We start from the raw sequence: 19,291 nt of genomic DNA, 5'->3' as shown, positions 1-19,291 counted from the left end.
CGGCTCCGCCGCGTGGGCGCGAACAGCCCCCACCCACCCGCACCCGCCGACGCACAAGTCACCCCCACCCCCCTGGGCGCTCCTGTATACGGCCGAACCGCACGTTTGAGCGGTTCGACCACGGGCTAGGTTGAGCCGTATGGCATCAACGCACGCTTCAGCCCAGGTGCTGGTCGCCTCCAACCGCGGCCCCGTCTCGTACACCCAGGACGACTCCGGCGGTCTCACCGCGAAGCGCGGCGGCGGCGGACTCGTGTCCGGCCTGTCGGCGATCGGCCCCGACGCCGGTGCCCTCTGGGTGTGCTCCGCGCTCGGCGACGGCGACCGCGAGGCCGTACGCCGCGGGGTCGGCGAGCCCGGCGTACGCATGCTGGACATCCCCGCCGACGTCCACCACGCCGCGTACAACGGCGTCGCCAACTCCGCGCTGTGGTTCGTGCACCACATGCTGTACCAGACCCCTCTGGAGCCCGTCTTCGACGCGGAGTTCCGGGCCCAGTGGGCCGCGTACGAGACGTACAACCGGTCCTTCGCCGAGGCGCTGGCGCAGGAGGCGGCGGACGGCGCGGCCGTGCTGGTGCAGGACTACCACCTGACGCTCGTGCCGCGGATGCTGCGCGAGCTGCGCCCCGACCTCAGGATCGGCCACTTCTCGCACACCCCGTGGGCGCCCGTGGACTACTTCCGGCTGCTGCCCGACGACATCGCGGCGGAGGTGCTGAACGGCGTTCTCGGCGCCGACCGGGCCGCGTTCCTGACCCGGCGGTGGGCGGACGCGTTCACCGCGTGCTGCCACGCCGTACTGGGCCCCGACGCCACCTCCGGCACCCGGATCGGTGTGCACGGGCTCGGCACCGACGCGAACTTCCTGCGGGCCCGCGCGCACGAGGCGGACGTCGACGAGCGGATCGTCGCGCTGCGGGAGCAGATCGGCACGGCTCCCGACGGCACGCCGCGCCGCACGATCGTCCGGGTCGACCGCACGGAACTGTCCAAGAACATCGTGCGGGGCCTGCTGGCGTACCGGCAGCTCCTCGACGACCGCCCGGAGTGGCGCGAGCGCGTCGTGCACGTGGCCTTCGCGTACCCGTCGCGGCAGGACCTCGCCGTGTACCGGGAGTACACCGCCGAGGTCCAGCGGGTGGCGGCCGAGATCAACGAGCGGTACGGGACGCCGGGCTGGACCCCGGTCGTCCTCCACGTCAAGGACGACTTCGCACGCTCCCTGGCGGCGTACCGCCTCGCCGACGTCGCCCTCGTGAACCCCATCCGCGACGGCATGAACCTGGTCGCGAAGGAGGTACCGCTCGTCTCCGACGGGGGCTGCGTGCTGGTGCTGTCGCGGGAGGCGGGGGCGTTCGAGGAGCTGGGCGACGACGCGGTGGTGGTCAACCCGTACGACATCGGGGGGACGGCGGGGGCGTTGCACGAGGCGCTGTCGATGGGCGCGGAGGAACGAGCGGAACGCACGAAGCGCCTCACGGCGGCGGCGACGGCGCTGCCACCGGCCCGGTGGTTCTTGGATCAGCTGGGGGAGCTGAGGGCGACATAGCTCGGGCCGGGGATGCGTGGGGCCGCAGGGGGCGCAGCCCCGGCCGCTCTTCAGGGGCGCGGGGCGGTGACACATGCGGCTCCGCCGCGTGGGCGCGAACAGCCCCCACCCACCCGCAGCCGCCGACGAACCACGCACCCCCCAGCTACTGGGCGCCCCCCGTCCCCACCGCCTCGGCGATCCGCGCCAGCAGCCGCACGACCCCCTCCGGCCCGTCCACGACCAGATCGGCCCGTTCCGACAGCTCCGTCACCTCCGTGCTGCCGCTGCACACCAGCAACCCCGGCACGCCCTCCCCCCGCAGCTTCTCGACCGCCGCGAACGCGGGCAGGTCGCCGAGGTCGTCGCCGGCGTAGAGGACGGCCGTCGCGCCGGAGTCGACGACGTGCCGACGGAGAGCGACCCCCTTGTCCATGCCCGGGGGCCGCAGTTCGAGGACCAGCCGACCCGGTTCGACGATGAGGCCATGACGGGTGGCGAGGTCGGTCAGAGGCTCCCGCAGTGCCTCGAACGTGGCCTGGGGATCGGCCGCGCGCCGGGTGTGGACGGCGACGGCCCGCCCCTTCTCCTCGATCCAGGTGCCCTCCCCCTCCCCCGCCTCGTCCAGCACCGCGGGGAGTTCCGCGCGGACGGCGGTGACCCCGGGGTGCGGGGGCGGCGCGGTGACCGTGTCGGTCGCGGCGTCCCAGCGTTCGACGCCGTAGTGGCCGAGCACGGTGAGGTGTTCCAGACCGGGGACGCCGGCGAAGCCTCCGTTGTGGACGGCGACGGCGACGGGGCGGCCGGTCACCACGGCGACGGAGAGGACCCGCGGGGCGAGTGCGGCGAGGGCGGCGACCGCGTCGGGGTGGGCGCGGGCCTGTTCGGGGTCGGGGACGATCGGCGCGAGCGTGCCGTCGAAGTCGAGCGCGATCACCGTACGGCCTGGGTCGGCGAGGATCGCGTCGAGCGCGTCCCGGCCGGCCCGGGTCACGGGTGTCGGCAAGGTGGCCTTGGGGTTCTCGGAATCCTTGTGGCTGCCCATGCCGTCGACCTTATCCGTCACCGCTCGGCGCTGCGGGCCTCCCGCACCCTCCGCAGCCGGTTGACGGTGACCGGGTCGTGGGCGAGGGCGCGTTCGTCGTCCAGCAGGGCGTTCAGGAGTTGGTAGTACCGCACGGGGGCGAGCCCCAGCCGCTCCCGTACGGCCCGCTCCTTGGCCCCCGGGCTCCCCCACCCCTGCCGCTCCAACGCGAGGATGGCCTGCTCACGCGTATCGAGGCTCTCCATACGACGACGGTAACGGATGGGACGGACAGTGGGGGGGTGACCTGTGCGTCGCTGAAAAGCACGGGGCGCAGCCCCGGTCGCTTTCCAGGGGCGCGGGGAACCGCGCGAGAAACCACAACGCACCCGCACCCGCCGACGAACCGCGCACCCCCGAGCCACTGGGCGCCCTAGGGGCTGTCGTCCCGCTCCGCCACCGTCGCCGTCTCCTGCAACCTCTCCAACACAGCCCGCGGCTTCGCGTTCGACGACACCGCCGCCCCTATCTCCCGCTTCACCGCCGCGCTGACCTCCGCCCACGACGTCTTCCCGGCGGGATACAGCTCGGCCGAGGGGAGTTCCGTCAGGAACGGCGCGAGGTCGGCGGTGTCCTTGTCCCCCGCCATCGCCTGCGACGCCGACGACGTCACCGGCAGCAGGTCGTACTCGCGGGAGAACGCGAGGACGTTCCTGTCGGCGTAGACGTAGTCGAGGAAGTCGCCGATCTCCTCCTGGTGCCCGTTCTGCTTGAACGCCATCATCCAGTCGGTGACCCCGAGGGCCGACCGCGACCGTCCCTCACGCCCCGGCAGCGCGGCGGTGCCGAACTCGACGCCCTTGTCCTCGGCCATCCTCATCAGGCTGGGGTGCCCGTTGAGCATCCCGACCTCGCCGTGCGTGAACGCGTCGAACGCGTCGGCCCGGTTCAGCTTCGCCGGCGCGGTCGGCCCGGTGAGGCCCTTGTCGACCAGTTCCTTCTTCAGCCAGGTGAAGGTCCGCACGTTGTCGTCGGAGTCGAGCTGGTACGTGCCGACGTTGTCCACGTATCCGGCGCCGCCGCTGAGCAGCCACTGCATGGTCTCGGCCTGGGCCTCCTCGGGCCCGAGCGGCAGCGCGTACGGGGTCTTGGTGCCGGCCGCGCGGAGCGCCTCCGCGTCGGCGGCCAGTTCGTCCCAGGTGCGCGGGGCGTGGTCGATCCCGGCCTTGGCGAACAGTGTCTTGTTGTAGAAGAGCACGCGGGTGGACGCGGCGAACGGCATCCCGTACGAGGCCCGCCGTACCTTGCCCGCGTTGGCGAGCTGGCCGAGGAAGTTGCCCTGGACGGGTATGGAGAGCAGGTCGTCCACCTCGTAGAGCCTCCCGGCGGCGGCGTAGTCGGCGAACGTGCCGATCTGTGCCATGTCGGGGGCCTCGCCGGCGTCGACCATCTCCTTGACCTCGCGGTCGACGTCGTTCCAGGAGTGCACGGTGACGTCGACCTCGACGTCGGGATGGTCCTCCTCGTACGCCGCGACGAGATCGTCCCAGTACTTCTGGGAGCTGTTGGCCTTCGAGTCGCCGTAGTCGGCGGCCACCAGTTTCAGGGTGACCTTCTGCCCGTCCGCCTCCCCGGCGCCGCAGCCCGCAAGCGTGGACATCAGCCCCAGCGCGGACAGGGCCGCGAGAGTCGAGGTGGTCCTTGTGTGGGTCTTCGTCCGCCGCTGTCGCACTCGCACTGCCCCAAACCTGTCGCGCTCATCGAACGGGCTTCGAACAAAACAGCCTGGATCACAGACTCGCGCTCAAGCCCGTTTATCCTTCAACTTCTCGAACGTCTTCATAAGGTCTACACCACGCGAGTGGACTAGACCTCTTGAGGGTACACGGGCCACACTGTCCCCCGTGAGACATGTCATCGCCCTCGATGTGGGCGGCACCGGGATGAAGGCCGCGCTGGTCGGTGCGGGCGGCGAGCTGCTGCACCAGGCGCGCCTCGCCACCGGCCGCGACCGCGGGCCGGACGCCGTCGTGGCGTCGATCCTCGACTTCGCCGCCGAGCTGCGCGCCCACGGCGAGCGGCACTTCGGCGAGCCCGCGTCCGCCGCCGGGGTCGCCGTGCCCGGCATCGTCGACGCCGAGCGGGGCGTCGCCGTCTACGCGGCCAACCTCGGCTGGCGCGACGTACCGCTGCGCGCCCTCCTCGCCGAGCGGCTCGGCGGCATACCGGTCGCCCTCGGCCACGACGTGCGCACCGGCGGTCTCGCCGAGGGCCGGGTCGGCGCGGGCCTGGGCGCCGACCGCTTCCTCTTCGTGGCGCTCGGCACGGGTATCGCCGGCGCGATCGGCGTCGAGGGCCGGGTCGAGGCGGGTGCGCACGGCTTCGCGGGCGAGATCGGCCACGTCGTCGTACGCCCCGGGGGAACCCCGTGCCCCTGCGGTCAGCGCGGCTGCCTGGAACGCTTCGCCTCGGCGGCGGCGGTCAGCCAGGCGTGGGCCGCGGCGACCGGTGATCCCGGCGCGGACGCGGCGGACTGCGCGCGGGCGGTGGAGTACGGCGACCCGCGGGCGCGCGGCGTCTGGCAGGAGGCGGTCGACGCCCTCGCCGACGGCCTCGTCACCGCGATCACCCTCCTGGACCCCCGCACCCTGATCATCGGCGGCGGCCTCGCCGAGGCCGGGGAGACCCTGTTCACCCCCCTACGGGCCGCCATCGAACACCGGGTGACCTTCCAGAAGGTCCCCACACTCGTCCCGGCGAACCTCGGCGACACGGCGGGCTGCCTCGGCGCCGGCCTCCTGGCCTGGGACCTCCTCATGGACACCACCCCCACGACCCCCACGGACGCTTCGGAGGCAACCCCCTGATGCCAGCCCAGCAGGACTTTTCCGCTTCCGGTCCGAGCAGTCTGCCTGAAGGGGCGCGGGCGACCGCGCGACCAGCCCCCACGCACCCGCGGTCCCCGTCGACGGCGCGGCCCTACGTCCTGGAGGGCGTCGACGTCGTCCTCCCCACCGGCATCGTCGAGAACGGCCGGGTCGTGGTCGACGGCACCCGGATCGCGGAGCACGCCCCCGCCGACGCCCCCGTCCTTCCGGCCCACGGCCTGTGGGCCGTCCCCGGTTTCGTGGACCTCCACAACCACGGCGGCGGTGGTGCCTCCTTCACCTCGGGCACGGTCGAGGACGTCCTGCGGGGCATCCACACGCACCGTCAGCACGGCACCACCACCCTCGTCGCCTCCACCGTCACCGGCGACATGGACGGTCTCGCCCATCGCGCCGGGCTCCTCTCCGAACTCGCCGAGCAGGGCGACATCGCGGGCATCCACTTCGAGGGCCCGTTCATCTCCCCCTGCCGCAAGGGCGCCCACTCCGAGGCGCTGCTGCGCGACCCGGACCCGGCCGAGGTCCGCAAACTGGTCGACGCGGCACGCGGCAGGGCGAGCATGGTCACCCTGGCCACCGAACTTCCCGGCGGCCTGGACTCCGTACGGCTCCTCGCCGAGCACGGCGTCCTCGCGGCGATCGGGCACACGGACGCCACGTACGAGCAGACCGTGCGGGCCATCGAGGCGGGCGCGACCGTGGCCACGCACCTGTTCAACGCGATGCCCCCGCTGGGCCACCGCGACCCCGGCCCGATCGCGGCGCTCCTGGAGGACGAGCGGATCACCGTCGAGCTGATCAACGACGGCACGCATCTGCATCCGGCCGCCCTCCAGCTGGCGTTCCGTCACGCGGGTGCCGAGCGGGTGGCGTTCATCACCGACGCGATGGACGCGGCCGGCTTCGGCGACGGCCGCTACATGCTGGGCCCGCTGGAGGTGGAGGTCGCCGACGGGGTGGCCCGCCTGGTGGAGGGCGGCTCCATCGCCGGCTCGACCCTCACCCAGGACCGCGCCTTCCGGCGGGCGGTCACCCTCGACGGCCTCCCCGTCGAGTCCGTCGTCGCCGCGCTCTCCGCCAACCCGGCCAGGCTCCTCGGCCTGGACGACCGGATCGGCTCCCTGGAGCCGGGCAAGGACGCCGACGTCGTCCTCCTCGACGCGGACTTCGCACTGAAGGGCGTCCTGCGCAAGGGGGAGTGGGTGGTGGACCCCTTCGCGAGCTGAACCGACGGCGGCCGGCCAACGGCGGACGGCGAACGGTGGGGTCGATCGATCCCCAACCCAACCGATCCGCACCGTTGTTGACGGGTGGTGCGGAGTGCGGCGGTTGGCCCCGGGGACTGGGCCGACCGCCGCTCTTTTGGCATGATCGAGCCTCCGCAACAGCTGTCGCCGAGCGCATTCTGATGTCAACGAAGACCGAACGCGTCGCGCCGTCGAATTCGAGGGGGTAGCCCCGGGTGATCCTCACGGTCACGCTGAACACCGCTCTCGACATCACCCACCGCGTACGGGCCCTCCGGCCCCATGCCACGCACCGGGTGACCGAGGTGATCCAACGCCCCGGCGGCAAGGGCCTGAACGTGGCCCGCGTGCTCGCCGCCCTCGGCCATGAGGTGACGGTCACCGGCTTCGTCGGCGGCGGCACCGGACGCGCCGTCCAGGAGGGGCTCACCCGGACGCCGGGCATCGTGGACGCGCTGGTCCCGGTGGCGGGCGCGACGCGCCGGACGATCGCGGTCGTCGACGCCACCGGTGACACGACTCAGCTCAACGAACCCGGCCCGATCATCGCCCCGGCCGAGTGGTCAGCGTTCCAGGAGGCGTACGAGGTCCTGCTGCGGTCCGCCTCGGCGGTGGCCCTGTGCGGCAGCCTGCCGCCGGGGGTGCCGGTGGGCGCGTACGCGGGGCTGATCCGCACGGCACGCACCCTGGCCGTCCCCGTCCTGCTGGACACCAGCGGTGAGCCGCTGCGGCGCGGGGTGGCGGCGCGCCCCGACGTGGTGAAGCCGAACGCCGAGGAACTCGCCGAGCTCACCGGCTCCCACGAGCCGTCCCGCGCGACACGTGACGCGCGCCGCCGGGGTGCCCAGGCGGTCGTCGCCTCGCTCGGCCCCGACGGTCTCCTCGCCCACACACCCGAGGGCCACTGGCGGGCGACCCCGCCCCGCCGCTACCGCGGCAACCCCACCGGCGCCGGCGACGCGGTGGTCGCGGGCCTCCTGTCGGGCCTGGTGGAACACCTCCCCTGGCCCGACCGCCTCACCCGGGCGACAGCCCTGTCGGCGGCGACCGTACTGGCCCCGGCGGCGGGCGAGTTCGACCAGCGGGCCTACGACGAACTGCGGACGCAGGTGGCGGTGACGGGGGAGGTCAGCGCGGCCTGAGGGGGGCTGGGCCCGCTCAGGGCCTCAGCTGCTCTTCTTCCAGCCCTTTTCCAGGTACATCTGGTCGAAGTTCACGTCGCAGGAGTTGCCCTGCTCGCACGAGATCTTGACCTCGTTGGTGCCCTTGTTGAGCTGGAGGAGCGCGAAGGTGTTCGTCCAGCCCTTCTCGTAGTCGCCCTCGGGGCCCCTCGAGAAGTTGGACAGGTTCAGGGGGCGGGTCTGGGCCGTGCCGTTCACCGTGAGGGTGGCGTTCTGGTCCTTGCCCGGGACGCCGTAGAGGACGTACAGCGTGTACTTGCCGGCCTCCGGGACGTCCTCCATCTTCCACGTCACCGAGGAGCCGACCGAGTTGAAGTTGCCGACGTAGAACCCGCCCTCGGACTTGGCGCCGGGGATGTCGGAGGCGACCTTGGCGTTGCCGCCGAGTTGGAGGGTCTTGGCCTCCGCCTTGGGGAGTTCGCCGGGCTGCTGCTCGGTCTTCTTGGTCGTCGACGGGCTGGGCTCGGTGTTCTGGTCGGCCGTCGGCGCGGTCGAGGGGCCGCCGTCGGCGTTGTCGTCCGCCTTGTCGTCCCCGCCGATCATGGCGACGCCGATGCCGATCACCACGGCGGCCACGACGGCGATCGCGCCGATCAGCAGCCCCTTGGTGTTGGGGCCGCGTCCGCGCCCGCCGCCCCCGCCGCTGCCGTACGGCTGCTGACGGGTCGTCTCGGCGCCGCCGGAGAAGGACTCCGGGGCCTGGTAGTGCGGGTTCGGCTGACCGTAGCCGCTCTGCTGGGGGACCTGGCCGTACGCCGCGGTGGGGGCCTGGTGGGTGGGGGCCGGCTGGGTCTGCTGCCCGTACTGGCGCTCACCGACCGGCCGCACCCGGTTGACGGCGTTGGGGTAGCCGTAGCTCCCCGTGGGCGGCTGGGCGCCACGGGCCTGGCCGTCGGCGTAGAGGTAGCCGAACGGGTCGTCGTCCTCGGGCGTGCTCGCGCCGTTGTTGCCGGGCGTCATCCCTAGGTCTCCTCAGCGGTGCGGTACATGCGGCGTACGGGTGGCGGTTCTTGCAACAGGGGTGTAGGAGAGCGAGCCTACCCGCTCATGCTGAGCCAAACGGGTGACTCAGCCCTCGTGGCCTGAGTCACCATCGCGCCGGTAGGCCCCTCATCGGGGGCCTCACCAGCGCTTTTCCCGGCTTGGCGGGCTACTGCCCGGCTCTGGTCATCCGGCCCGCCGATGCTGTTTGGGACGAGATCGTTTCTCGACGTACATCCGCTCGTCAGCCGATTTCAACACCTCGTCCGCCGTCATCCCGCAGTGTGCCCATCCGATGCCGAAACTGGCGCCGACGCGCATCGCGCGGCCGTCGACCCGGATCGGCTGGATGATCTCGTTGCGCAGGCGTACGGCGAGGTCCTGGGCGTCGGCGCGGCCGAGCCCGTCGGCGAGGACGACGAACTCGTCACCGCCGAGCCGGGCGACGGTGTCGCCGTCGCGGACGCCCCGGCTGAGCCGGCGGGCCACCTCGATGAGGACGGCGTCGCCCGCGTTGTGCCCGAACCGGTCGTTGATCGACTTGAACCCGTCGAGGTCGCAGAAGAGCACCGCGAGCCCCTTGGTGCCGTCGTCCCGCTCGCTCTCGGGCGCGACGGTGTGCACATGGTGGTCGAAGGCGTCGTACGGCCCGGTGGCCGCGTGGAAGTCGAAGGCGTGCGCCCCGTTCCCGCCGGCCTCGTACGCGTCGAACGACGGGTGCGGCGGGGGGACGGCCGGGTGCTGGGCGGACGGGTGCTGGGCGGACGGGTGCTGGGCGATCCCGAAGTCGCCGTACTGGCCGAAGCCGTCGGTGGGGCCGTCTCCGAAGTTCTCCCCGAAGGTGGCGTCCATGGAGTCGGCCGCCGCGCCGGCCGGGAGCGCCTGGGGGCGCTGGCAGATGCGGGCGGAGAGCCGGGAGCGCAGCTCCGCGGAGTTCGGCAGGCCGGTGAGCGCGTCGTGGGAGGCGCGGTGGGCGAGCTGGAGCTCGCGGCGCTTGCGCTCCTCGATGTCCTCGACGTGGGTGAGCAGGAAGCGGGGTCCGTCGGCGGCGTCGGCCACGACGGAGTTGCGCAGGCTGACCCAGACGTACGTGCCGTCGCGGCGCCCGAGCCGCAGCTCGGCGCGGCCGCCCTCGGCGGAGGTGCGCAGGAGCGTGCCGATGTCCTCGGGGTGGACGAGGTCGGAGAAGGCGTACCGGCGCATGGCGGACGCGGGCCGCCCGAGCAGTCGGCACAGCGCGTCGTTGGTCCGCAGGATCCGGCCGTGCTCGTCGCCGCCCAGCTCGGCGATGGCCATCCCGCTCGGGGCGTACTCGAACGCCTGGCGGAAGGATTCCTCACTGGCCCTCAGCGCCTGCTGCTCCCGTTCGAGCCTGACCAGTGCGCGCTGCATATTCGCACGTAGACGCGCGTTGCTGATCGCGATGGCGGCCTGGAAGGCGTACATCTGGAGCGCCTCGCGCCCCCAGGCGCCGGGCCGCCGGCCGTTGCGCGGCCGGTCGACGGAGATGACCCCGAGCAGCTCACCGCAGGAGGCGCCGCCGGCGCCGGGGGTGTACATCGGCGCGAAGAGGCGGTCGGAGGGGTGCCACTCGTCCTCGAAGCGGGGTGCGGGCCCGTCGGTGTACCACTGCGGTACGTCGTCCTCGTCGAGGACCCAGCCCTCGGTGTGGGGTATGAACCGCAGGTCGCCCCAGGCCTCGCCCATGTTCAGTCGGCGGTCCCAGGAGGCGCGGGAGCCGACGCGGCCGGTGATCAGGGCCTCGGCGGCGGAGTTCCCGGAGAGGGCGGCGACGACGAGGTCTCCGTCGGGGCGGACGAGGTTGACGCACGCCAGCTCGTACCCCAGGCCGTTGACCACACCGTCGGCGACGGTCTGCAGCGTGTCGGCCAGGCTGCGTGCGGTGTTCATGTCCGCCATCACCTGGTGCAGCTGCCGCAGCGTCGTCAGACGGACGTAAGGCTCCGACTCGGTTTCCATTCGCCCTCCCCCCGAGATCTTGTGGCAGCTCCAGGCTCCAGGGTTGCTATCCGGCGTAACTCATGGGCTTACTACCGCTTACAGTTCCTGCTTACAGCTTGCAGCGTCCCCGCCACTGAATCACAGCGCGAAGCCCACTCGGTACACAGGGTCAACAAAATATGGCTCCTGTGACTCAAGTCACAACAGAACATGAGCAATTGAGTGGAGTTTATGCGTTTTCCCCGTGCGCTTCCTGAACAGAATTCAGGACTCTGTGTAGGCCCTGTGAGCGGTGATGACCGAGTGCGATGACGGGGTAGACGAACTCTTTTGAGCCACCGCCGAGCACACGGGGCCGAGCCGGGGCCGACGGACACGACCTGGGGTCTGTCGTTTGGATCATGCGGACCTCGGGCTACGGCCACCAATGGCTGCCGGTGAGCCCCGCGGCCCCGGCGTGATCCAAACGACAGGCCCTAGGTCGCAGGTCGGGCCGAAGGTGGATCTCCGGCCGGATGTGGCGGCAGGGTGGCACGGACTAGCGTGCGGACGTGTCGAAGCCCCCAGCCACCCCGGCCTCCCCCGCACCGCCCCCGTCCGCGCCCCCGGCGACATGGCCTCCCCGTACGCCCCCTGAGGCTCACCCTCCCCTCCCCGACGGGCATCCTGAGGGGGTGAGCGAAGACGAGTTCCGTGCGGTGATGTCCCGGCTGGCGGCGGGTGTGGTCCTGGTGACGGCGCACGAGGCGCAGCCGGACCCCGAGGGGCCGCGCGGCGAGGACGTCGGCATGACGGCCACGTCGTTCATGTCGGTGTCCCTCGACCCGCCCCTCGTCCTGGTCAGCCTCCGCGAGGGCTCCCGGATGGACGACCTCCTCGCCGAGCAGCCGCTCTGGGCCGTCTCCCTGCTCTCGGAGCACCAGCGCACCATCGCGGGCCGCTTCGCCATGAAGGGCCGCGTGAGCGACCGCCTGCTCTTCGAGTCCGTCCCCCACACCCCCGGCCCCCTGACCGCCGCGCCCCTGATCACGGACGCCCTCGCCACGCTCGAATGCCGCACCGAGCAACGCGTACCGGCCGGCGACCACACCCTGGTCATCGGCCGCGTCCTGGAAGCGTCGGTCCGGGGCACGGAGGGCGGCCCCCTGACCTACTTCCGCGGCAGGTACCGCCAGTTGGGCTGAGGGATGTCGTTCCCCTCCGCAGACAGCAAAGAGTGGTGTCGGCCTCGAAGGCTCGGGGGCGCAGCCCCCAGCCGACGGGCGCGGGAGCTCGGGACTCGGGACTCGGGACTCGGGGGAGCAGGCCCCAGTCAGGGGCGCGGGGAACCGCGCGACCAGCCACGACGAACCCGCAGCCGGCCAGCCACCCGCCGCCGCCCACCTCCACCCCACGGCCCCCACCGCACCGCGCGGTTTCGGCCAAGCGGCCTTCACGCCTCTCCCACCCCGATCACCCCGCCCCCACGAACGAACCGAGCATTCGGTAGGCGGCGACCGAAAATGTTCCGGGCACGACGCGACGCACGACCGGGAAATTCGGCGGCGCTCATCGACAGCACCTCGCCGCCCGGATCACCGCCATTCCCCCGCCCCGGCCATAACGGATCACGCCCGCGACCCCGACAAGACCGAATCGCACATCAGAACGCGAAAAACAGCCGGTCAGGACAGCACTCATAAACACCGCACGCGCCAAGCGCGACGCGGTCCCGAAGGCGGGCTCCAGGGCCCTTCTGACGATCAGAAGGGCCCTAACCCCAATCCCGCCCGGTCCTGCCCCGCTTGGTCTCGGACCGCTGCTTCTTCTCCCTCAGCCGCCGCTCGTTGATCCCCTTCGGGATACGCGTCGGCCGACGCGGCTTCGGCGGCGGGGCGGTGGCCTCCGCGAGCAGCGCCGCCAGGCGCACCGCGGCGGTCTCCCGGTTTCGCCACTGTGAACGGTGCTCGGAGGACCGAACGCTGACGACCCCGTCGACGAGCCGCCCGGCGAGCCGCTCCAGGGCGCGGCGCTTCCACACCTCGGGCAGCGCCTCGGTGTTGGCGACGTCGAACCGCAGCTCGACCTGGGAGTCACTGGTGTTGACGTGCTGTCCACCGGGACCGGAGGACCGGGAGAAACGCCACATCAGCTCGGCCTCGGGAACGGAGACGGAGCCACGGATGGTGAGGCCTCGGGAGAGCGGGCTCCCCGGCCCCCGGGAAGGAGCGGACATACCCCCATGGTCACCGAGCCCGGCCCCGCCGTCACCCTCTTTTCCGCCCACCTCTTCCCCGCCCGCCCCGGGTAAAGAAAGTAAAAACGCCAGGAACCTCTGGCGCCCCTCCCTGCGTTCATAGGGGTACAGGTAGCTTCGTCCCCGGCACGAAGCCCGTAAGGCACGTACGCAACGAGGGAAGGACTCCCAACCATGGCTGTAAGCCTGTCCAAGGGTGGCAACGTCTCGCTCACCAAGGAGGCTCCGGGCCTGACCGCCGTCACCGTGGGCCTCGGCTGGGACGTCCGCACCACCACGGGCACCGACTTCGACCTGGACGCCTCGGCCATCGCGGTCAACACCCAGGGCAAGGTGTATTCGGACGCCCACTTCGTCTTCTTCAACAACAAGCAGACCCCGGACCAGACCATCGTCCACACCGGCGACAACCGCACGGGCGAGGGCGCGGGCGACGACGAGGCGATCAACGTCAACCTGGCGGGCCTCCCCGCCGACATCGACAAGATCGTCTTCCCGGTCTCGATCTACGACGCGGAGAACCGCTCGCAGAACTTCGGCCAGGTCCGCAACGCCTACATCCGCATCATCAACCAGGCCGGCGGCGCCGAGATCGCCCGCTACGACCTGTCCGAGGACGCGGCCACCGAGACCGCCATGGTCTTCGGCGAGCTCTACCGCAACGGCGCCGAGTGGAAGTTCCGCGCCGTCGGCCAGGGCTACGCCTCCGGCCTCGTCGGCATCGCCCAGGACTTCGGCGTCAACGTCTGACGTTCCGCCTGAGAGCCACCCCGCGAAGGCCTCGCCCGACCTCACCGTCGTGCGGGGCCTTCGGCGTCACACGCGCCACTCCCCCGCGTACTGGATGTGCGGTTGGCCGGGGACGCCACGGCGGGCGCGGGCGCCCGGTCATGGCCGGACCACCCGGATCTCCTCGCCGCCCAGCCGCACCTTGTGCACGCGCACGCGCTGTTCCGCACGCCTCCTCGGTCTCCCGGCCTCCGCACGCACTGTAGGCGGCCGTGAGCTGGGGGTCTCCGCCTGTGTCGGTGGCCCGGCGGCTCCGCTCCGCGGGCCGATGTCCGACCTCGTCGATAACGTGCGGGCATGTTGCTGCTCGAGACCCTCCGCACCGCCGAGGACGGGACCATCCCCGGCCGCCTCCTCGCCGAACTCACCGCCCTGCACGCCTCCAACCGAGCCTTCTACACCCTCAGCGGCGACTTCCCGGACCCCGACGACATCCGCCCCGAGCAGGTGGAAGCGGCCCTGGCCCTGGAGCTGGCCAACCCGGACGTGGAGATCCTCCTCGCCCGCGACGCCGCTCCCGACAGCGCGGGCCACCGCGACGGCACCCCGCCCCTCGTCGGCATCGTCATCACCCTCGCCCACCACCCCGACCCCGCCGATCCCGACCCGTGGATCGGGCTCCTGCTCATCGACGCGGGGGCGCAACGACGGGGCCACGGACGCCGGTTGGCGGCACTTGTCGAGACACGGCTCCGACAGGCCGGCCGAACCGCCGTACGCCTCGCCGCACTCGACAACAACCCCGGCGCCCTCGCCTTCTGGACCTCCCTGGGCTACGAGATCATCGCCCACCGGGCCGACCGCCAACGCGGCCGTCCCTGCACGGTCCTGCGCAAACCCCTCGCCCCCGAGGGCGCCACGCCACCCGCGTAGCCCCTGTCCCGGCGCATCCGGTCCGTCCCCACCCAAGCGCCCGGCCCCGGCCGCCGACTGCCGCCCCCGGCCCTCACGCCTTCTTCGGCTTGCCCTCCCCGTACAGCCACTCCTCCCAGATCGGCTCCAGGTCGGCCTCGGGTGCCGTCTTCTCCGCGTGCTTCTCGGCGTACGCGGTGAAGTCCGCCGTGCTCGCGTTGCCGTGGCGGCGGGCCGTGGCCCAGCCCTTGAGGAGGTCGAAGAAGGCGTCGTCGCCGATGGCCTGACGGATCTTGTGCAGGACCATGGCCGCGCGCTCGTAGACGGGGCTGTCGGAGATGTGCTCGGCGCTCGGCGGCTCCGCGGGAGGGAACGCCCAGACCCCTTCGTCGGCCTCGGCGGTGTCGAAGTAGTCGCCCTCCCAGAGCGCGTCGAAGTTCTCCTGGGCGCTGTCGCCCCCGTGGTCCTCCTGCCACAGCCACTCCGCGTACGTGGCGAAGCCCTCGTTGAGCCACATGTCCCGCCAGCTCTTCGGCGTGACGGAGTTGCCGTACCACTGGTGGGCCAGCTCGTGGACGAGCAGGCCGGTGTCGGGGGCGCCGGGGACGACCGGGCGGTTCTGGGTCTCCAGCGCGTACTCCACGTCCTCCTCCCGCTCGACGATCGCGCCGGTGGAGGAGAAGGGGTACGGGCCGAAGTTGATTTCCGCCCAGTCGATGATGCCGGGGATGTCGTCGAGGACCTCGCGGCTGCCCTCGGCCTCCTCCGGGTCCACGGCTATGTACACCGGCGGCTTCTTCCCGCCGACCGTGGGGCGGCGGATCTCGTACGAGCCGATCGCGAGCGCGGCGAGATAGCTCGCCATCGGCTCGGCCGAGCGCCAGGCGAACGTCGTACGGCCGTCCTTCGTCGACTCGCGGCGCAACTCCCCGTTGGAGACGGCCTGGAGGCGCTGCGGGACGGTGACGGTGATGTCGTACGTCGCCTTGTCGGAGGGGTGGTGGTTGCCGGGGAACCAGGCCATCGAGCCCGTCGGTTCGCCGAGCGCGAGCGCCCCGTCGGCCGTCGGCAGCCAGCCCTCGTGCGAGCCGTCCGGGTCGGTGATCGTGCGCGGCTCGCCCACGTAACGCACCGTCGTACGGAACGTCCTCCCCTTCTCCAGCGCGTGCGCCGGCCGGACGATCAGCTCCTGGCCCTTCCGCTTCCACCGGGCCTCGGTGCCGTCGACGGTCACGGACTCGACGTCCATGCCCTTCAGGTCCAGGTCGAACGCGCTGAGGTCCTGCTTCGCCCGCGCCGTGACGACGGCCTTCCCGTCGACGTGGTCCTCGTGGTCGTCGCGGTCCTTGCCCCGCTCGATGTCGACGTCGAGGGTCAGGGCGTAGTGCGTGACGTCGTAGCCGCCGTTGCCGAGCTTCGGGAAGTACGGGTCCCCCAGGCCGGCCGCACCGCGTGTGCCGCCGGTGCCGGATCCCGCCCCCTCGTCCGTGCAGGAGGTGAGGGTGAACGTCAGGGCTGCGGCGAGCAGCGCGGCCGGGACAGCCGGTACGGATCGGGACACGTCCAAGATCCTAGGGGGGACATGACACCATCGCCTACGTGCTCGACATCGGCTACGCCCTCTCCAACCGCTTCCCGGACCCGCCGCAGACGGACTACCGCCGCGCCGACGTCTACGCGCTGCGGCACGACCTCTTCTGCGGTGACGTGTACCTCGCCGACACCAAGGAGGACCGGGAGCTGTCCACAGCCTGGGGATGGGTGCCGGTACTGGACTTCGCGTGGGCGCTCTGCGACATCGTCGAGCAGCTGGACCGGGACCCCGCGGGCTCCCGCGCCTCCCGGCCGCAGCACGCGGAGCTGGACTTCACCGAGTCGACCGACCGCATGCTCTTCGAGCGCCGCTTCGGCTGGGTGGACATCGAGTCCGACTGGATGCCGGCCGAGGAACCCCCGCTCACCTTCTCCCACACCGAACTCCGCCGAGAGGCACGGGACTTCCTGCACGACCTCGTCGCCGACCTGTGCGACCTGCACGAGGACCTCGCCGACAACCCGGCGATCTGGACCCTCCAGGCCCGCTTCCCCCGGCTCGGCTGAGGCCCGCACGAAGGCCGACAGGCCCTGGGCCGGGGCCCCTCACCCCTCCACTCTGATCCCCATCTCCCCCGCCAGCACCGGCGCCAGATCCATCAGCTGCGCCGGGCTGATCACCGCCCCCGACAGCCGCTCCACCCCGCGGGCGATCTCCACCGAGGCGGCGCCGCGCAGGTCGACGTCCTTCAGGGTCGCCCCGCTCAGGTCGGCACCCCTCACCGCGCACCCGACGAACTCGACCCGCTCCAGCCGCGCGCCCCCGAAGTCCGGCTCGACGAGGACGCAGTCCTCGAAGACGACGTCCTTGAGCCGCGCGTCGCGCAGATTCAGATAGTCGATCTTGCCGCCGCGGATCAGCACCCGCTCCAGCACCGCCCCGTGCAACTGCACGCCGCCGAGCCGCGCGTCCACCAGCTCCACGTCACGGAGGGTGGCCTCGGCGAGATCCGTGCCGACCCCCCGTATGCCGGTGAGGACGGAGTCCAGCAGCCGGGCCCGGCGCAGCCGCGTCTCGTCCAGCGCGCAACCCGTGAGCGCGCAGTCCATGAACCGGGCGCCCCCGCCGTCCTGCCCGGCCAGGTCCCGCTCGCGGAACTCCAGCCCGTCGTAGTCCCCGTCCGGCTCCAGCCCTCCGCCCTCGTACGCCTCCAGCGCGGGCAACCGCACCTCCGGTCGCCGCGCCCCCTTCACCACCGACTTCGCCCGCACCATGCCCTCATCCTGCACCCCACCACTGACAACACCCCCGACCTGCGAAGACGCCACAAGAGGCAGGTCGCCCGACCACCCATGTCACATTCCGGCCCCCACCCCCCGTCGTACGCGCAGACAGCCGGCACCGACGCGAGGGAGCCCGAACCATGCAGCGCACGTCCACCCACCTCACGGTCGTCGGCGGCGGTTTCGCCGGCCTCACCGCGGCGATCACCGCCGCCGAGTCGGGCGCCCGGGTCACCGTGTACGAGGCGCACCACACGCTCGGCGGCCGCGCCAGGACCGCGGAGGGCCCGTACCGGACGAACGAGGGACCGCACGCGCTCTACAACGGCGGCCCCCACTGGACCTGGCTGAGCCGCCGCGACCTGATCGGCCCGCTCGCGCCGCTCCCGGCGCTGGAGGCGTCCCGGTTGCGGCTGCGCCACAAGGGCGTCCTCCGCCGCACCCCGCCGTTCGGGATGCTGAGGCTGCTGCGCCCGCGCCGGACCGGCGGCCGCGCCCCGGTCGACGTCGACTTCCTGACCTGGGCGACCGAACAGGCGGGCGAGGAGGCCGCGCGGGCCGCCGCCCACTACGCGGCGGTCGCGGTGTTCCACCACGACCCGGGCGCCCTGTCCGCCGCGTTCGTGCAGGAACGGCTGCGCCGGGCCACGAAGCTGCCCCCGGAGGCGCACTACCCTCGCGGCGGCTGGGCGAGCGTCATCGACCGGATGGCGGCCCGCGCCTGGAACCTCGGCGTGCGCATGGAGACCCTCAGCCGGATCGACGGCCTGGACGACGCACGCGGCCTCCGTCCCGGCCCGGTGATCGTCGCCACCTCCCTGGACGCCGCCCGCCGTCTGCTGCGCGACGACTCGCTGACCTGGCCCAGCGGCCGTACCGCACTGCTCGACCTCGCCCTGCGGACGCGCCGGGGCGACGCGTTCGCGGTCTCCGACCTGGACGCGCCCGGCTGGATCGAGCGTTTCACCGCGCAGGACCGCACGCTCGCGCCGGCCGGTGAGCAGTTGCTCCAGGGCCAGTTCCCGATCGCGCCGCACGAGTCGCGCGCGAACGGGGTGGCCCGGGGCGAGCGTCTGCTGGACCTGGGGTTCCCGGGTTGGCGCGACCGGGTCACCTGGCGACGCGAGGCGACCTCGAACGGCCGTACGGGGGCGGTGGATCTGCCCGGCACCAGCTGGCGCGACCGGCCGGCCGTGGACCGGGGCGACGGCGTGTACCTCGCGGGCGACCAGGTCGCGGCGCCGGGCGTGCTGTCGGAGGTGTCGTTCAACAGCGCCCTCGCGGCCGTCTCGCTCGCCCTCGGCCGCCGCCGACCGAACTCCCTTGACCTCAAGCATGCTTGAGGTCGACGGCCGGGGTCACACGCGGAGCGCAGACCCAAGGGGGAGCTCTCCATGCACGCGATCCGCCTGCACGCCTTCGGCCCGGCCGAGAACCTCACCCACGAGAAGACCGACGACCCCGAGCCCGGCCCCGGCCAGGTCCGCACAGCCGTCGCCGCGGCCGGCGTCCACCTGCTCGACACGGCCCTGCGCGAAGGACACCAGGGGCCGGGGCCCGCGCCGTCGCTGCCCACGATCCCCGGCCGCGAGGTGGCCGGGGTCGTCGAGTCCCTCGGCGAGGGCACCCCGGAGTCCTGGCTCGGCAAGCGCGTCACCGCCCACCTCGGCTGGGCGCCCGGCGGCTACGCCGAGCTGGCCGTCACGGAGGCCGAACGGCTGCACGAGATACCGGAGAACCTCGACTTCGCCTAGGGCGCGTTGCGAAAGTAGCGTCGTCTGCC

17 protein-coding genes and 1 pseudogene are annotated in these 19,291 nt (G+C 72.3%); 10 read left to right on the top strand and 8 right to left on the bottom strand.

Translation table 11 applies throughout. The annotated features are described in order from the left end of the window. Window positions 1–139: 139 nt before the first annotated feature. Entirely contained in the window at window positions 140–1,552 is a 1,413-nt protein-coding gene (locus SMA5143A_RS31615; RefSeq protein WP_107466280.1) for an alpha,alpha-trehalose-phosphate synthase (UDP-forming), read from the top strand. A 145-nt stretch (window positions 1,553–1,697) separates the two neighbouring features. Here the strand turns inward: SMA5143A_RS31615 and otsB are convergent, their stop codons facing one another. The 3 genes from otsB to SMA5143A_RS31600 form a co-directional block, all read right to left on the bottom strand. After that, window positions 1,698–2,576, bottom strand: coding sequence for a trehalose-phosphatase (otsB, locus tag SMA5143A_RS31610; protein ID WP_107466279.1), 879 nt, complete (start codon window positions 2,574–2,576; stop codon window positions 1,698–1,700). Between the two features lie 17 nt (window positions 2,577–2,593). Then, window positions 2,594–2,821: a DUF3263 domain-containing protein gene (locus SMA5143A_RS31605; protein WP_107466278.1), complete on the bottom strand. Its 228-nt coding sequence runs from the start codon at window positions 2,819–2,821 to the stop codon at window positions 2,594–2,596. Window positions 2,822–2,988: 167 nt separating this feature from the next. After that, window positions 2,989–4,215: an extracellular solute-binding protein gene (locus SMA5143A_RS31600; protein WP_107466304.1), complete on the bottom strand. Its 1,227-nt coding sequence runs from the start codon at window positions 4,213–4,215 to the stop codon at window positions 2,989–2,991. A 244-nt stretch (window positions 4,216–4,459) separates the two neighbouring features. Between SMA5143A_RS31600 and SMA5143A_RS31595 the strand changes: the two genes are divergently transcribed. The 3 genes from SMA5143A_RS31595 to SMA5143A_RS31585 all read left to right on the top strand — a co-directional run bounded on the left by SMA5143A_RS31595 (window position 4,460) and on the right by SMA5143A_RS31585 (window position 7,832). After that, entirely contained in the window at window positions 4,460–5,422 is a 963-nt protein-coding gene (locus tag SMA5143A_RS31595) for an ROK family protein (RefSeq protein WP_107466277.1), read from the top strand. Next, entirely contained in the window at window positions 5,422–6,669 is a 1,248-nt protein-coding gene (nagA, locus tag SMA5143A_RS31590; protein WP_107466276.1) for an N-acetylglucosamine-6-phosphate deacetylase, read from the top strand. Before SMA5143A_RS31595 ends, nagA begins: the two co-directional genes overlap by 1 nt. 236 nt (window positions 6,670–6,905) lie before the next feature. Beyond that, complete coding sequence (locus tag SMA5143A_RS31585; protein ID WP_107466275.1) at window positions 6,906–7,832, top strand: 1-phosphofructokinase; 927 nt, start codon at window positions 6,906–6,908, stop codon at window positions 7,830–7,832. A 24-nt stretch (window positions 7,833–7,856) separates the two neighbouring features. Here the strand turns inward: SMA5143A_RS31585 and SMA5143A_RS31580 are convergent, their stop codons facing one another. Next, on the bottom strand, window positions 7,857–8,831 hold the full coding sequence (locus SMA5143A_RS31580; protein ID WP_107466274.1) for a CBM35 domain-containing protein: 975 nt from the start codon (window positions 8,829–8,831) through the stop codon (window positions 7,857–7,859). Window positions 8,832–9,038: 207 nt separating this feature from the next. Continuing rightward, window positions 9,039–10,832, bottom strand: coding sequence for a diguanylate cyclase CdgB (cdgB, locus tag SMA5143A_RS31575; protein WP_107466273.1), 1,794 nt, complete (start codon window positions 10,830–10,832; stop codon window positions 9,039–9,041). 656 nt (window positions 10,833–11,488) lie between these two features. On the opposite strand from cdgB, the gene SMA5143A_RS31570 reads away from it, so the two are divergent. Then, complete coding sequence (locus tag SMA5143A_RS31570; protein ID WP_258193846.1) at window positions 11,489–11,998, top strand: flavin reductase family protein; 510 nt, start codon at window positions 11,489–11,491, stop codon at window positions 11,996–11,998. A gap of 569 nt (window positions 11,999–12,567) precedes the next feature. Here the strand turns inward: SMA5143A_RS31570 and arfB are convergent. Next, a complete protein-coding gene (gene arfB / locus SMA5143A_RS31565; RefSeq protein WP_099963546.1) occupies window positions 12,568–13,029 on the bottom strand; it encodes an alternative ribosome rescue aminoacyl-tRNA hydrolase ArfB in 462 nt (153 codons plus the stop codon). A 195-nt stretch (window positions 13,030–13,224) separates the two neighbouring features. On the opposite strand from arfB, the gene SMA5143A_RS31560 reads away from it, so the two are divergent. Both SMA5143A_RS31560 and SMA5143A_RS31555 read left to right on the top strand, forming a co-directional pair. Further along, a complete protein-coding gene (locus SMA5143A_RS31560; protein ID WP_099963545.1) occupies window positions 13,225–13,800 on the top strand; it encodes a TerD family protein in 576 nt (191 codons plus the stop codon). A gap of 336 nt (window positions 13,801–14,136) precedes the next feature. Further along, the gene (locus SMA5143A_RS31555; protein ID WP_181362087.1) at window positions 14,137–14,712 is read left to right on the top strand and encodes a GNAT family N-acetyltransferase; all 576 of its coding nucleotides are present in this window, start codon (window positions 14,137–14,139) and stop codon (window positions 14,710–14,712) included. 73 nt (window positions 14,713–14,785) lie between these two features. Here SMA5143A_RS31555 and SMA5143A_RS31550 read toward each other — a convergent pair whose 3' ends face one another. Next, on the bottom strand, window positions 14,786–16,252 hold the full coding sequence (locus SMA5143A_RS31550) for a M1 family metallopeptidase (protein WP_107466271.1): 1,467 nt from the start codon (window positions 16,250–16,252) through the stop codon (window positions 14,786–14,788). A gap of 38 nt (window positions 16,253–16,290) precedes the next feature. On the opposite strand from SMA5143A_RS31550, the gene SMA5143A_RS31545 reads away from it, so the two are divergent. After that, a complete protein-coding gene (locus SMA5143A_RS31545; protein ID WP_107466270.1) occupies window positions 16,291–16,791 on the top strand; it encodes a hypothetical protein in 501 nt (166 codons plus the stop codon). A 39-nt stretch (window positions 16,792–16,830) separates the two neighbouring features. Here the strand turns inward: SMA5143A_RS31545 and SMA5143A_RS31540 are convergent, their stop codons facing one another. Next, window positions 16,831–17,499 carry a pentapeptide repeat-containing protein gene (locus SMA5143A_RS31540; RefSeq protein ID WP_107466269.1) on the bottom strand — a complete coding sequence of 223 codons (669 nt, stop codon included), beginning with the start codon at window positions 17,497–17,499 and terminating at the stop codon, window positions 16,831–16,833. Window positions 17,500–17,648: 149 nt separating this feature from the next. Here SMA5143A_RS31540 and SMA5143A_RS31535 point away from each other — a divergent pair, with 149 nt between their 5' ends. Together SMA5143A_RS31535 and SMA5143A_RS31530 are read left to right on the top strand one after the other, a co-directional pair. Beyond that, window positions 17,649–18,851: an NAD(P)-binding protein gene (locus SMA5143A_RS31535; RefSeq protein ID WP_107466268.1), complete on the top strand. Its 1,203-nt coding sequence runs from the start codon at window positions 17,649–17,651 to the stop codon at window positions 18,849–18,851. A gap of 51 nt (window positions 18,852–18,902) precedes the next feature. Continuing rightward, window positions 18,903–19,259 (top strand): annotated as a pseudogene (locus SMA5143A_RS31530) (alcohol dehydrogenase catalytic domain-containing protein); the annotation flags it as partial. Window positions 19,260–19,291: the final 32 nt, after the last annotated feature.

It is taken from the genome of Streptomyces sp. MA5143a, assembly GCF_900290235.1.
Taxonomy (GTDB): Bacteria; Actinomycetota; Actinomycetes; order Streptomycetales; family Streptomycetaceae; genus Streptomyces.
This window is presented reverse-complemented; position numbering and strand designations above follow the sequence as displayed.